This is a genomic window from Hyalangium sp. (assembly GCF_035629615.1).
In the GTDB taxonomy this organism is placed as follows: Bacteria; Myxococcota; Myxococcia; order Myxococcales; family Myxococcaceae; genus Hyalangium.
Genome location: NZ_DASPHO010000361.1, coordinates 17,989 through 31,677, shown reverse-complemented (window position 1 = coordinate 31,677; position 13,689 = coordinate 17,989). Strand labels below are relative to the sequence as shown.

The 13,689-nt window shown below is 68.8% G+C and carries 12 protein-coding genes; 7 read left to right on the top strand and 5 right to left on the bottom strand.

Annotated elements, in window-relative coordinates; all coding sequences use genetic code 11:
- On the bottom strand, positions 1-485 hold a 485-nt coding region (locus VD972_RS18565; protein ID WP_324988811.1), incomplete at its 3' end, for an aldehyde dehydrogenase family protein.
- Between the two features lie 297 nt (positions 486-782).
- Here VD972_RS18565 and VD972_RS18560 point away from each other — a divergent pair.
- From VD972_RS18560 to bshA, 4 genes are read left to right on the top strand one after another with little or no spacing between them, the layout of a single operon-like run.
- Positions 783-1,781: a peptidoglycan-binding protein gene (locus VD972_RS18560; RefSeq protein WP_324988809.1), complete on the top strand. Its 999-nt coding sequence runs from the start codon at positions 783-785 to the stop codon at positions 1,779-1,781.
- A gap of 24 nt (positions 1,782-1,805) precedes the next feature.
- The gene (gene bshC, locus VD972_RS18555; RefSeq protein WP_422653662.1) at positions 1,806-3,458 is read left to right on the top strand and encodes a bacillithiol biosynthesis cysteine-adding enzyme BshC; all 1,653 of its coding nucleotides are present in this window, start codon (positions 1,806-1,808) and stop codon (positions 3,456-3,458) included.
- Positions 3,455-4,261, top strand: coding sequence for a bacillithiol biosynthesis deacetylase BshB1 (gene bshB1, locus VD972_RS18550; RefSeq protein WP_324988805.1), 807 nt, complete (start codon positions 3,455-3,457; stop codon positions 4,259-4,261). The genes bshC and bshB1 overlap by 4 nt, the downstream gene beginning before the upstream one ends.
- On the top strand, positions 4,258-5,421 hold the full coding sequence (gene bshA, locus VD972_RS18545) for an N-acetyl-alpha-D-glucosaminyl L-malate synthase BshA (RefSeq protein WP_324988804.1): 1,164 nt from the start codon (positions 4,258-4,260) through the stop codon (positions 5,419-5,421). Before bshB1 ends, bshA begins: the two co-directional genes overlap by 4 nt.
- Here the strand turns inward: bshA and VD972_RS18540 are convergent, their stop codons facing one another.
- Complete coding sequence (locus VD972_RS18540; RefSeq protein ID WP_324988802.1) at positions 5,422-6,270, bottom strand: DUF2911 domain-containing protein; 849 nt, start codon at positions 6,268-6,270, stop codon at positions 5,422-5,424.
- A gap of 166 nt (positions 6,271-6,436) precedes the next feature.
- On the opposite strand from VD972_RS18540, the gene VD972_RS18535 reads away from it, so the two are divergent.
- Complete coding sequence (locus VD972_RS18535) at positions 6,437-8,449, top strand: protein kinase domain-containing protein (RefSeq protein WP_324988800.1); 2,013 nt, start codon at positions 6,437-6,439, stop codon at positions 8,447-8,449.
- Here VD972_RS18535 and VD972_RS18530 read toward each other — a convergent pair.
- Positions 8,440-9,405 (bottom strand): aldo/keto reductase, encoded by a 966-nt coding sequence (locus VD972_RS18530; RefSeq protein WP_324988798.1) that lies wholly within the window; start codon positions 9,403-9,405, stop codon positions 8,440-8,442. The two genes, VD972_RS18535 and VD972_RS18530, sit on opposite strands and share 10 nt — an antisense overlap.
- Before the next feature lie 100 nt (positions 9,406-9,505).
- Entirely contained in the window at positions 9,506-10,891 is a 1,386-nt protein-coding gene (locus VD972_RS18525; protein WP_324988796.1) for a hypothetical protein, read from the bottom strand.
- 122 nt (positions 10,892-11,013) lie between these two features.
- On the opposite strand from VD972_RS18525, the gene VD972_RS18520 reads away from it, so the two are divergent.
- Positions 11,014-11,838 (top strand): hypothetical protein, encoded by an 825-nt coding sequence (locus VD972_RS18520; RefSeq protein ID WP_324988794.1) that lies wholly within the window; start codon positions 11,014-11,016, stop codon positions 11,836-11,838.
- Between the two features lie 135 nt (positions 11,839-11,973).
- Here the strand turns inward: VD972_RS18520 and VD972_RS18515 are convergent, their stop codons facing one another.
- Positions 11,974-12,402: a nuclear transport factor 2 family protein gene (locus VD972_RS18515; protein WP_324988792.1), complete on the bottom strand. Its 429-nt coding sequence runs from the start codon at positions 12,400-12,402 to the stop codon at positions 11,974-11,976.
- 125 nt (positions 12,403-12,527) lie between these two features.
- Here VD972_RS18515 and VD972_RS18510 point away from each other — a divergent pair, with 125 nt between their 5' ends.
- On the top strand, positions 12,528-13,685 hold the full coding sequence (locus tag VD972_RS18510) for a glycosyltransferase (protein WP_324988790.1): 1,158 nt from the start codon (positions 12,528-12,530) through the stop codon (positions 13,683-13,685).
- Positions 13,686-13,689: the final 4 nt, after the last annotated feature.

Genomic DNA, 13,689 nt, shown 5'->3' with positions numbered 1-13,689 from the left:
TCCTGGACGAAACGGGCCGAGTTGCGATCCAGCTCCTTGAGGGCATGGAGGGTGTCGACGAGGTAGTCCCGCGTCCGGTCGAACTCCTTCTCGGCATCCTTCTGGGTCTTGCCGATCTCCCACATGAGGAGGTTCACCACGGGCTGCCGCTGCTCCTGCATGCGGGCGATGAAGCGCTCCACGTGCTCGATGCGCTCGGCCACCCGCATCGTGGGCCACACCCCGCGGCCCAGATCATAGGCGCGCACCGCCCCGTCGAGCGCGGCCAGAGACTCCCGCGACGTGAGCAGCGGCGTGGCGCCGATGATCTTCTGCTCGAGCCCCTGGGGTGTCTTCACACAGACAGGGCTGCGGACCGGGCTCAGCTCGCCCTGCCACATGAGGAGCTTGCCGTCGACCAGGTACTCGCGCTGCTCGGTGTGCTCGGGAATGCGGGCAGAGGCCGGGACCTCGGCCGAGAAGAGGTCTTCAAAGAGGCTCGACATGGAAATTCCCAGGGAGAAGGCACGAAAACACAGGCGGCCATCGTGCCACGGGGAGTGCTCACGGGGGTGATGACAGCAGTCACAGGTGGTGACAGTCGTCACCACCCTGATCCGGTGGCTGTTGTCACCCCCCCCCTCCTCCAGCTCTCCGCACTCCGAGTGCAACCCCTTGAAGCTCCTGGACCGCATCTCGCGCGACCTCTCGCTCCCACGCATGGCATGCAGGCTGCAGTAGGACTCTGTCATACACCGCTCTTGTGCAAGGCCGTCGCCGAGAGCCGTACCCAAGAGAAAACCATGTCCGTCGCCGCCACCCGTCGCCAGACCACGCCGTACACGAGTCCTTCAGGAGGAATGCTGCAAAAGGGGAGCAAGGGGCCCGAGGTGCTGAAGCTCCAGAAGGCGCTGCTCGCCGCAGGCTTCAATCCCCAGGGCCTCGATGGATCCTTCGGCCCCAAGACCGAAGCGGCGCTGCGCGCGTTTCAGCGCGCGGCGGGCATCACCGTTGATGGGAAGGCAGGGCCGCAGACCTGGAATGCGCTGAAGGCCAGGGCGCCTGGCGCTCCTGCGCCGACTCCCGCCGGCCCTTCCCTGCGCAAGGGCGACATGGGCCCTGACGTTCAAAAGCTCCAGACCCAGCTCGAGCAGCATGGCGTTCGCACGGGCGGGGTGGACGGCAAGTTCGGCCCCATGACGCAGCGCGCGGTCATCGAGTTCCAGCGCAGCAAGGGACTCAGCGCCAACGGCGTGGTCGGTCCGGAGACGTGGGCAGCGCTGGCCCAGCCGGGCTCGCCCGCGGGCCCGGGCCCCGTCACAGGCCCCGGGGCACCAGCCTCGAAGGGCATCGAGTCGATGCTCAACTGGGCCAAGTCGATGATCGGGACGCCGTACGCGGCGGTCAACCCGTTCCGCTTCGGCGATGTCCCCTGGGACGGGAAGGCCCACAAGAGCGTGAACGGCTCGGACACGGTGTGGCAGTACCCCAAGGGCACGAGGGTCTTCGACTGCTCCGGGTTCGTGGTGGCGGCCTACCGGCAGCTGGGCGTCGATCTCGCGGCCCGCGGGCTCGCGTCTACCTCAACCTTCCACGCGGACACGAAGTTCCTGAAGCCCGTCACGCGTGAGCAGCTGGCTCCTGGAGACTTGATCATGTACCAGCCCAAGAATGGCATCGGTCACGTGGTCATCTACATGGGCAATGGCCAGGCCATCGAGTCCGCTGGGGGCAAGGGCGTCACCATGAGCTCGGTGGACTGGGACCGGATCAAGTCATTCCGCCGAGTCCCTGTGCCGTAGGCCGCCCCCTTCCCCGTCGCCTCGCTGCACCGGACCTGCTATCAGGCGCCCGTGACATCCTCGTTCTCGAGCGCCTGGCTCCGCGGCGATCCGCGGGCCCTCTCCTTCCTCCCCGATCGCTTCCGCCACCGAGCCTCCCGCGCAGAGGCCGTGGCTGCAGCCTCCACCCGCTCCCTGGCCCCCGCGCTCCATGAAGCGCTCGTGGCCCGCAACGCGCGGCTCGCGCCCAGCCCCGCCCGGGAGCGCCACCTCGAGCTGCTCGCCCGACCCGGCACCGTCGCCGTGGTGACCGGGCAGCAGGTCGGGCTCTTCCTCGGGCCGCTCTTCACGGTCTACAAGGCGGCCTCTGCGATCGCCGCCGCCCGTGTGCTCGCCGAAGAGACAGGCCGGCCGTGCGTCCCCGTCTTCTGGCTGCAGACCGAGGACCACGATCTCCCCGAGATCGACCACTGCCTCACGCCCCGCGGCACGGGTACCCCCCTGCGCACGGCCCTGGAGCACCCGGACGCGGCGACCTCGCGGGTCCCGGTCGCCCACCGAGGCCTGGGCGAGAGCGTCACCCGCGCCCTCGCCGCGCTGCGCACCGAGCTGGGCAGTCAGCCCCACGCGGCAGAGCACCTGGAGTTGCTGGAGCGCGCCTATCGCCCCGAGGCGACCATGGCCGACGCCTTCGCCCAGGTCCTCTCGGCCCTCTTCGCCGACGAGGGGCTCGTGTTCCTCGACCCGCGCGATGCGCGCCTCGCCCCGCTCGCCGCGCCTGTCCACCGTCGAGCCATTGAGGAAGCCTCGGCCATCGCGTCCGCACTCGCCGAGCGCGGGAGCGCACTCGCCGAGGCCGACTTCTCCGAGCAGGTCCATATCCGCCCAGGCGCGCCGCTCAGCTTCTTCTCGCCCGATGGGATCGAAGGTCCACGCTACCGTCTCGACCCCGTCTCCCCGGGCACCTGGAGCCTCGTGGGCCACCCGGAGGGCGCCTCCGTCACGACAGCGGAGCTCCTCTCCTGGCTCGACCGCGAGCCCCTCCGCTTCACGACCTCGGCCCTGCTGCGTCCCATCCTCCAGGATACCTGGCTGCCCACGGCGGCGTACGTCGGCGGGCCCGGCGAGATCGCGTACTTCGCCCAGCTCGCCCCGCTCTACCAGCTCGCAGGCCTCCCGATGCCGCTCGTCGTCCCGCGAGCCCGGCTCCGGGTGCTCGACGACCGTACCCGCGGCCTGCTCGACAAGCTGGGCCTCTCGCCGGACGAGGTGAGCGCGCCGCGAGAGGAGCTGCTGGCCCGGCTGGCCGCCCGGAGCGCCGGGGAAGGCTTCGACCCACCCGAGGCCGTCGAGACCCGCCTCATGGGCACCCTGGCCCCTGAGCTCGCACGCCTTGGCAAGCAGATGGCCACTCTCGACCCGAGCTTCTCCCACGCCATCGAGCGTACCGAGGAGAGTGTCCGGGTAGCCCTCTCCCGCCTCGTGGCCAAGTACGGGCGAGCCGTCGCCCAGCGGGATCAGGTCACCGTCGAACGCCTGGATCGGCTGCAGACCTACCTGGCCCCGGACGGCGCCCCACAGGAGCGCATCTACGGGCTGCCCTACTACGCGTCCCGCTTTGGAACTCGTGGCTTCGCCCGCCTCGTCCTGGAGGCCTGTGAGCCCTTCTCCGGCAGCCTGAAGGACCTGAAGCCATGAGCGCGGCCGACTCAGGATATGGCCTGGAAGTCCTCGCCTTCGGCCCACATCCTGATGACGTCGAGCTCTTCTGCGGTGGACTCCTCGCCCGCATGGCGGGCCTCGGCTACCGCACCGGCATCGTCGATCTGACACGGGGCGAGAAGAGCTCACGCGGCACTCCCGAGACGCGCGCCGCGGAGACCGAGGCGGCCTCCCGCGTGCTGGGGCTCTCGCTCCGGGAGAACCTCGGCCTGCCCGATGCCTGGCTCACCCCCTGGTCCGGCTTCGATGGACCCGAGGCCGAGCGCGCTCGGACAGCGCCCGTGGCACGGGTGGTCGAAGTCCTCCGGCGCCTGCGCCCCGAGCTCGTCATCGCCCCGTGGGAGCAGGAGCGCCACCCGGATCACGAGGCCGCCAGCGCGCTGCTGACTCGCGCGCTGTTCTTCGCGTCCGTCCGGAGGTTCGAGACCGAGCCCCCCACCGCCGCCTTCACGCCGAGGCAGGTCCTCTACTACCCCATGCGGCACCTGGCCGAGCCGAGCTTCGTCGTCGACGTGACCGCGGCCTTCGAGCGCAAGCAGGAGGCCATCCGCTGCTATGCGAGCCAGGTGGAGCCGCGCGCGGACGCTCCCCCCACCCTGGTCGGCTCGCCCCTGTCGCTCACCTCGCTCGAGGCGCGCGATGGCTTCTACGGCGCCCGGATCGGCGTCGCCTACGGCGAGCCCTACATCCTGCGCGAGACGCCAGGCCTGACCGATCCGGTGGATCACTTTCGCCGGAATAGCTTTGCTCGGCCGCTGTTCTTCCCCGAGCGCCGATGACCGATCGTCTCAACCTGGCCATCACCTGCTTTCCCACCTTTGGAGGCAGCGGCCTCATCGCGACCGAGATCGGTCTGGCGATGGCGGATCGCGGCCACCGCGTGCACTTCATCGCGCGCGACCTGCCCGTGCGCCTCCGCGGCACGAGCCGGCAGATCTTCTTCCACGAGGTGACCGAGAGCGACTATCCCGCGCTCCAGCACTCGGGGACGTACCCGCTGGCGCTCGCCTCGAAGATGATCGAGGTGGCCAGCTACGAGCGCCTGGACATCCTGCACGTCCACTACGCGGTGCCCCACGCCACGGCGGCGTGGATGGCCCGCGAGGTGCTGGGCGACAAGGCGCCGCGCATCGTCACGACGCTCCACGGGACGGACACCACGCTCATCGGCACGGATCCCAGCTACCTGCCCATCACGCGCTTCTCCATCCTGCGCAGCGACGCGGTGACGGCGCCCTCGGAGTTCCTCCGGCAGGCCACCTGGGAGGGCTTCGGCATCCCGGAGAGCTTCCCCATCCAGGTCATCGCCAACTTCGTAGACACGGTGCGCTACGCGCCGGTGCGCGACCGGGCCTGCCTGCGGCCGCTCTTCCCGGATCTGGAGGAGACCGAGCCGGTGCTCGTCCACGTCTCGAACTTCCGGCCGGTCAAGCGGATCGGCGACGTGGTGGCCACCTTCGCCGAGGTCCACCGGCAGCGGCCGTGCCGGCTGCTCATGATCGGGGACGGCCCCGAGCGCTCCCCCGCGGAGCGCAGGCTCCGGGAGCTGGGGCTGGAGGGCCGCGTGGCCTTCCTGGGCAATCAGGAGCACTTCGTGGAGCTGCTCGCCGCCTCCGACGTCTTCCTCCTGCCGAGCGAACAGGAGAGCTTCGGGCTCGCTGCGCTCGAGGCCCTGAGCTGCGGCATCCCGGTGGTTGCCACCGCCATCGGAGGCATCCCGGAGCTGGTGGATCGGGGGGAGACGGGCTTCCTGTCCCCTGTGGGCGACGTGGAAGGCATGGCCCGCCACGTGCTCTCGCTGGTGAGCGACCCGCCTCGCTGGGCCGCCTTCTCTCGGAGGGCCCGGGAGCGGGTCCTCGAGCGCTTCAGGCTCGCCCCAGCCATGGACCGCTACGAGGCCCTCTACCGCCGCCTCGTAGCGGGCACCGCGGGCCGCTGACTACTTCTTGTTCTTCCAGTCCGTGAGGGCCTTGCTGACCTCGTCCTTGTAGAAGAAGCCCGGATTCTTCTCCCCCAAGTCCCACGACATCTGCGCGAACTTGCGGGCCTCCGCGTAGTTGCCCTTCTGGGCGAGGGCCTCGGCCTTGGTCCAGTGGTTGTACCAGGTCGGCTGGATGGCGATGGAGAGCTCCGCATACTTCAGCGCCGCGTCGTAGTTCTTCGTCGTCTCGAGCTCATAGCGAGCGGCAGCGTTGGGGGCGCGCCACGCATTGTCGATCGCCGACTTGATGTTGGCCTGCGTCTGCGGCCCCGTGTCGACCTTGATCGGCACGGAGACGCGCAGCTTCTCCCACTCCATATCGAGCGAGGTGTCGTTATCCGTGGTGTTGCTGAAGAGGAACAGCAGGCGCTCGCGGTGAGGGATGGCGGCGGTCGTCGCGGGGACCCGGACGACGTCATCCTTGGCATCGTAGGGCTTGCTGGACCACAGCCCCAGCTCCTTGCTCAGCACCATCGTCCAGCCCTTCGGCGTGGGCAGGGTGACGATGGAGTAGGTGCCCGCGGGCACGGGCTTCCCGCCGAAGGTCACGTCGCGGCTGAAGGTGATCTTCGAGGCCTGGTTGGCGCCGGTGCGCCACGGCTTGTCCCAGGGAACCAGGTCCCCCCAGATCTTGCGTCCCTTCACGGCGGGGCTGGAGTACTCGATGGAGATGTCGGTCAGCCCCACCTCTTGCGACACCTTGGCCGCCGGGCTGGGAACCGGCAGCTTGAGCTGAGCCGCCGCGGGCGCCGAGGCCAGCACGACGAGCGCAGCGCACACATATCCGAAGACAGTCTTCATCATCATCCTTACGGTCCTCACTTCAGAAAGGCGAAAGAGCGGCCGGTCTCTATAGTCCGGGCCCCCCCTCTCGCCAACCATTCCGTGCTCGAACCGCGAGGCCGGACTCCGGGTGCTACCGGGCGCCTCCCTGCCGTCCTGGCGCAAGCCCATGAGGTACACTGGCCGTCGCATGGCTCTTGAACCCGGGAAGCAGTTTGGCCGCTACGAGCTGATGGCGCGGCTCGGCCGCGGCGGCATGGCAGAGACCTGGCGTGCGCGGCTGGTGGGAGAGGCCGGCGTCACCAAGCCCGTGCTCATCAAGAAGGTGCTGCCCGAGTACGCCAACGACGATGCCTTCACCACCATGTTCGTCAGCGAGGCCCGTATCTCCGCCACGCTGTCGCACGGCAACATCGCCCAGGTGTATGACTTCGGCCGGGTGGACGGGGAGTACTTCCTGGCCATGGAGTACGTGGACGGCCAGCCGCTCCACCGGATCCTCAAGCGCGCGCTCCGCACCGGGCTGTCCACCCTCCCCGTCCCGCTCGCTGCCTTCATCGGCATCGAGATGTGCCGGGGGCTGCACTACGCCCACACCCGGCAGAACGAGAGCGGCAAGTCCCTCGGGATCGTCCACCGGGACATCTCTCCGGACAACGTGCTGGTCAGCTACGAGGGGCAGGTCAAGATCGTCGACTTCGGGATTGCCAAGGCACGGGAGCTGCGCGGGTTCAACACCGAGCCAGGGGTGGTGAAGGGCAAGTACCTGTTCTTCTCGCCGGAGCAAGCCCGAGGCGAGGAGGTGGATGCGCGCACGGACGTGTGGGCCACCGGCATCGTGCTCTACGAGCTGCTGTGCGGACAGCTCCCGGTCCAGGGCCCCCAATACGTCGTGCAGCAAAAACTGATGCAGGGCCAGTTCCCTCGCCCTCGGGAGGTGAACCCGGAGCTGCCAGAGGAGCTGGAGGACATCCTCCTGGGCGCGCTCAAGGTGCGCCGCGAGGAGCGGTACGCCTCCTGTCATGCCTTCAGTGACGCGCTGGCGGGGTTCCTCTACACCGCCGCGCCGCGCTTCTCGGGGATGACGCTTGCGCACTTCGTTCAAGAGCTGTTCCGCGAGGACCTGATCGAAGAGGGGCGGACCGTCCAGGTGCCCCGCTCATTCCGGGAGCAGCTCGCCTTGTGGCGCGGTGAGCCGCGCCCCCCCTCCTTCCCCCCGCCCACACCGCGAGCCCAGGCCCCGAGGCCCCGCTCCACGGCGCGGACAGCGCCTTCGGCGCCCACGGCCTCCTCTCATTCCCGGACGATGTGGAAGGGAGCCGCGATGGCTGGGGGGCTCACGCTGCTCATCTCAGGAGCAATCCTGGCCTTCGTGCGGACATCGCAGCCCCAGGCCATCCCGGAGGCTGCTCCCATTGACATCACGGGAGCTCACGAGCGCCTGCCACCCGTGCAGCTGCTGTCCATCCCTGCCAGGCAGGCGTACAAGGACGGCTACGTGCTCTTCCAGAAGAAGCAGTACGAGCAGGCCGCCGAGCGCGTCCGGGAGTGCATTGCCCTGGAGCCTACGAATGCCGAGTGCCGTCTGCTGGCGGGCGACGCGCACGCCGCGCTGGGCCAGGTGGCGCAGGCGGAGAAGCAGTACACCCAGTTCTTGAAGCTGGATCCCCAGCACCAGACGGCCCCCCGGGTGGGCAAGCTCCTGCTGCAGTACGAGAAGGAGGCGGCAAAGGCGGAACTGCCCCCCCCCGCTACCCCGGTGGCGGAGCCGCAGAAAGTCATCCCCGAGACGCCTCCTCCGGAGAGCGCCATGGGCCCGGCAAACGGGAAGGACTATGCCCTGGCCATCCGCCAGGCCCGGAGCGCCGTCACAGCCTCCCAATTCAAGGCCGCCGAGACGAACTTCCGCAAAGCCTTGGCGCTCTCGCCGAGCTCACTGGAGGCCAAGGAAGGGCTGGGCTTCTGCATGGTGATGGGCAGCACCAGCGCCAGTGCCTTCCGAGAGGCGGCGGCGCTGCTCCAGGAAGTCGTGAAACAGCCTGACGCCACGGCCCGCTCCTGGTTCGCCCTGGGCATGGCACTCCAGCTCACCCGGCGTGAGAAGGAAGCGGAGCAGGCCTACAAGAAGTACCTCTCCCTGGAGCCCACAGGGAGGTTCGCCCCTGAGGTGCGCCTGGCCCTCAAGCAGCTGGACTACCGCTGACTCCGAGACAGCTCGTCGATGCGGCGCAGCTCGTCCTGCGAGAGGGTGAAGCCCATGGAGCCGACGTTCTCCTCGGCATGGCGCTGCTTCGTCGCGCCGGGGATGACGACCACCGTGTCGCCATGAAAGTGGGCCAGCCAGTTGAGGGCGACCTGCGAGGCAGTGGCTCCATGGGCCGCGCCGATCTTCCGGAGCTCTTCGACGAGCGGGCGGCTGCGCTCGAGCCCCTTGGCGCGGAAGTTCGGCAGGAACTTGCGCGGTCCCGGGCTCTTGCGAATGAGCGACGGGTCGTCATGGAACTTGCCGGAGAGCAGGCCCTGGGCCAGGGGTGAGTAGGCGATGAGGGTGATGCCCAGCTCCTTGGCGGCGGCGAGCACGCCGTTCGACTCGATCCTCCGATCGAGGAGGCTGTAGGGCATCTGGTTGGCGACGAGCGGGATGCCCCGGCGAGCAAGCGCCGCGTGGGCCGCGCGCATCCGCTTCGCGGAGAAGTTGCTGACGCCCACCGTTCGGATCTTCCCTGCCTGGACCAGCTCCGCCATGGCCTGGGCCTGGGCCTCGACCGTGGCGAGCGCGAAGGGTTGGTGGATCTGGTGCAGGTCGATGGCAAAGGGGCTCAGGCACTCAAGCCGTTGGTCGATCGTCTTGACGATGCTGGAGGCGGTGCGCATGAGGGGCAACCACTTCGTGGCGACGACGACGTCACCGGGCTTCTTGCCCAGGCGGGTGAGAGCGGCGGCGAGCGCTCGCTCCGAGCGACCCTTCCCATAGGCCTCGGCGGTGTCGAACCAGTTGATGCCGCCGCGCAGGGAAGCCTCAATGATCTCCTGGACGGTCTCGGCGGGGAGCGCCTCCCACCAGCCGCCCACAATCCCGAATCCCTCGGAGAACTGCCAGCACCCCAACCCGACGACGGAGATTTGGATGTCCGAACGCCCCAGTCTTCGACGCTCCATCGTGTGTCCCTCCAGAGGCCCTCGTTGAGAGGCGGCCGGCGGAGACTCTCCCGCGCTTTGCTTCAGAGGGCAACGAGCAGGGGCCCGAGCAGAGCTGAACTCAGGGAGGAGTGCTGCGAGACGCCCCAGAACAGGATGCGGGTGGGCTCCAGGCGCGCAGGGCCTCGATGCGCTCCCGTGAGCTCTCATTGAGCTCCCAAGGCTTGTCCACGGGCCTCGCGTAGGAGCTGGGACGGGTGAAGCCCAGCTCCTCGAGCGGCGGCGGCAGCGGCGGGCACCCCTGCGAGAAGGTGGCTTCCGCCTCTCGGACGAGCTTGCTCGCGTGGGCTTCTGCGGGCGCGGACGCATCGGGCCAGGTGAAGTGGCCGGTGAGCACCCCGCCGCTCGGGTTGAACCAGCTCCAGTCCAGCCGCGTCTGTCCGGAGTGCCCGCTGAACGACACCCCGCCAGACACGCCTCCCTCCACTGTGTCCGAGTCCTTCTCGCGCCGCTCCACGGGGAAGTCCTCCGGCACCGTCAGGACCTGCGCCTCACGATGGAGCGAGCTCGCCTCCGCGCCCAGCATCAGCGCCCACGACAGCTCTCGCACCTTCTCCGGGTCGATCGTCCCCACGCGCACCCAGGCCTTGCGCGCCTTGCTCAGCTCCTGCCACGAGACGCGGAGGTACTCCCCACTTGCGGTGGGCTCCAGTCCGATGCAGCTCTCGGAGATGTAGGCCGCGCCCGTGCGCAGGTGATAGGCGCGCACGTCGTCACAGAAGGAGTAGTGACCTCGTCGCCCCCGCAGCACGAACCACCCGTCCGCGGGTGCTGACAGGCGTGCGAGTGGCAGACTCCAGCTGTGCGGGCGCTGGCCGCTGACACAGGACCGCCAGACGGTATAGCGCCAGCGCTGGGGTTTGCTCCGGGCCAGCGCGACACAGTCCGGCAGCTCCCAACCCGCGGGCCTGGGCAGTGGAGGTTGGCGCCGTTGCCGCTCCTGCGCCTGACGGAAGGTCTCCTCCAGCCGATCGCGCCAGGGACGTGTCTCCGCGCTACACCCGGCCTCCCCTGTGGGGCACAGCAACCCGGCGAGCCAGTGCTCCGGTGGAACGCTCTCCTTCGCGAGCACCTCGCGCACTTCCGGAGGCATGGCGATCGTGCGCGCCCCCGGCCGGCCGAGCTCGAGGTACGACGCCACCCACGCGCGTCCGCCCTCCTGCCACCACGTCTTCAGGGCCAGTGCATGCACGCCCTCCCGCGGACGCGTCCACTCCTCGCGGCTCATCTGGAAGCAGCTCGAGTCGAGCACGGCCCGGAGCTCCGCCACGACCGGCGCCGTGTCGGCCCTCTCCGCCAGCGCGCTCAGCTGAGCGTCCAGCGCCTCGAAGCGCTTCCGAGCCTCGGCATGGCTGGGGGAGGACACGGGACAAGGCGCATACCTCCGCTCGGCGGAAGCAGGGCTCGCGGCCAGAGCCCAGTGGAGGGCCATGAGGGGCAGGAGCATGGGGAGCATCATTGTAACTCATCATGATGAAGGCCTCGCGACTGCCAGCGTCCTGGGTATTCTCCAGCAGGCTCCGCTGTCTGGACCTGCAGTCTCACCCCTTCGTTCGAGCTAACCCGACCATGTCTTCTCTTCGCTTGCTGAGCACTGTCTTCCTCGCCCTGCTGTGGAGCTCCGTTGCGCTCGCCCAGGCTCCCAGCGAGCCCCCCACTACCGGTGATCGAAAGTCCGTGAGCACCCCTCGCGTGCAGGAGCTCGAGGCCTCCATCGCCGAGCTGAAGGCGAGCCGTGAAGAGGCTCCCGAGAACATGAAGGGCCTGGTCGACCGGCAGCTCGAGTCGCTGCAGCAGGCGATCAAGATGCAGCAGATGGTGGACACGGCCAACGAGCAGAACAAGGCCCGGCGGGCGCAGGTGCCCGCGGATCAGAAGGCGTTCTGGACGCCGGTGGCACCAGCGAAGGTGCCCTCATGGATCTCAGATACGCAGACGCGCGCGGAGCTGAAGGACGGGATGCTGAAGTGCCCGGAGGGGACGAAGGTATACGCGGAAAAGCACGCGGTGGACTGCCGGCTGCCGCCCACATCGCGCGGGGGCATCCCGAAGCCGCACGGGCTGGCGCTGTGGTTCTACAAGTCCACGGGCAAGCTGAAGGCGCAGCGCTACTACGAGAATGGGCTCTTGCGCTGGGACATCTCGTACCACACCATCGGCGGGCGCTCGTCCGAGGGCCTGTATGACAACGAGAAGCCGAAGGTGGACCGGGAGAATGGGCTGCACACCTCGTATGCGCCCAACGGGACCATCACCCGGCAGGCCGAGTACAAGTCCGGCCAGCTCCAGGGCTGGAGCAAGCAGTGGGAGGACGACGGCTACCCCAGCACCGCCACGCGCTACGAGAACAACAAGCAGGTGGAGATGATCGGGCCTACGGGCCAGAAGATGTGAGCCGGCGGCCCCTCGTGGCAGCCAGGCGGGTGCCTCACATCTGCCTCACGCATCTGCCTCACGCATCCACGATGCGCCCGTCCTGGCTGACGTTCCCCTGCCTTCGGACTTCGCGCAGTGGCGGCTCTGGAGCTCTCAGTTGGCCATGCGGCTGACGTGGCTCGCCAGGGGCCGCCACTTGCCCTGGACTTTGAGGAGCGTGTCGGTGAACTGGAAGTCGGCGCTGAACGCCTGGCCTCCCGAGACGCCCTTCACCCGGGTACGGCCGGTGACGACCGCGGTGTTGCCGTGGATGCGGACCTTCATGTCGCGGTTCTCGAGAACCTCGTACTTGGGGTCGACCTTCTTGGCCTCGGCGAGATCATCGGCCTTCGTGGAGATCTTCCCCAGAGAGTTGGTGAGGGTGTAGTCGTCGAGCAGGATCTGCTCGAGCGCCGCCGCGTCGCTCTTCTGAGCCGCAGCGCACCACTCCACCATGGCCTGGAGCACCGCCTTCTCCTCGGCGCCCTGGGCCAGGGCGGGAACTGCGTACAGGACACTCCACACGACAAGGGTTCGGAGCATGTTGGGAGCGTACCTCGCAAAGCGCGGCCGCATCTCCCCTTCCCTGCTACAGCCTCCTGTCCACCTGAGAAGTGGGGGCTCCTCGACCGGCTCGACGCATCTGAGTACAATGATGCGAGTCCAGCATGCGGGTGCTCTTTACAACTCAGCCAGGCATCGGCCACTTTCGCCCGCTCGTGCCGTTCGCGCGCGCGCTGGAGAAAGCGGGCCACGCGGTCGCGTTCGCGTGCGCTGCGAGTTTTCATCCGGAGGTGCGCGCGAGCGGCTTCACCTGCCACGCCGCCGGGTACGACTATCGGCTCGCCGAGGTCTCGAAGACGTTCCCGGACATCCCTCCACCGGGGCCTGATCGAGCCCCGAAGATGCTCGCGCTGTGGCGCGGCGCGGCCGCCATCTCCATGGCGCGCGACCTCTTGGCGCTCGCGCCTCAGCTCGCGCCCGACGTGATCATCCACGAGAACTTCGAGTTCGGCGCCAGCATCGCCGCCGAGCGGCTCGGCGTGCCGCATGTCGCGGCCGGCGCGCTGTGGTTTCGCCCGGAGGCCTTCGGCCCGCTGGAGCCCGCGATCCGTGAGCTCGATCTCCTTCCGGAAGCAGTCGGCCAGTTCCGGCATCTGGCCCTGGCCGCGATGCCCCCTCGCTGGGTGGCGGAGGATGAGCAGCTCCCAGAGACGGCGCGGTTCATCCAGCCCGAGCACCTGGACGTCGGCGCTGCCCCGGCTCTCGAATGGCTCGAGCGACTCCCCCCGGAGCGACCCGTCGTCCACGCCACGATGGGCACGACGGAGGTGAATCGCTCACCCGGGCTGTACGAGGCGATCATCGCAGGTCTTCGTGAAGAGCCGATCACGTTGATCGTCGCCACCGGGCACGAGCGAGATCCCGCCGAGTTCGGTCCTCAGCCGCCCCATGTGCGGATCGAGCGGTTCATTCCGCATGGAGCGCTTCTCCCTCGCTGCCAGCTGGTCGTGACGCATGGGGGGCACGGGACGCTGATGGCCTGCTTCGGGCTTGGGATCCCCGTGGTCGTCCTCCCCGTAAACGCCGACCAGCCCCGCAACAGCGCACGCTGCGAGGCGCTGGGTGTGGGCCGCGCTGTCGGAGCCCCCCATCGCACTCCGGAGTCGATTCGCGCGGCGGTGCGGGCCGTCCTGGCGGATCCGTCCTACCTCCGCAACGTCGCCAGCCTGCGCGCCGAGATCGCCGCGCTGCCAGGACTGGACGAGGCCACCCGCCTCATCGAGCAGCTGGCGGCCGAGTCCTCGAAGAAGCGCTCGTCGTAACCCC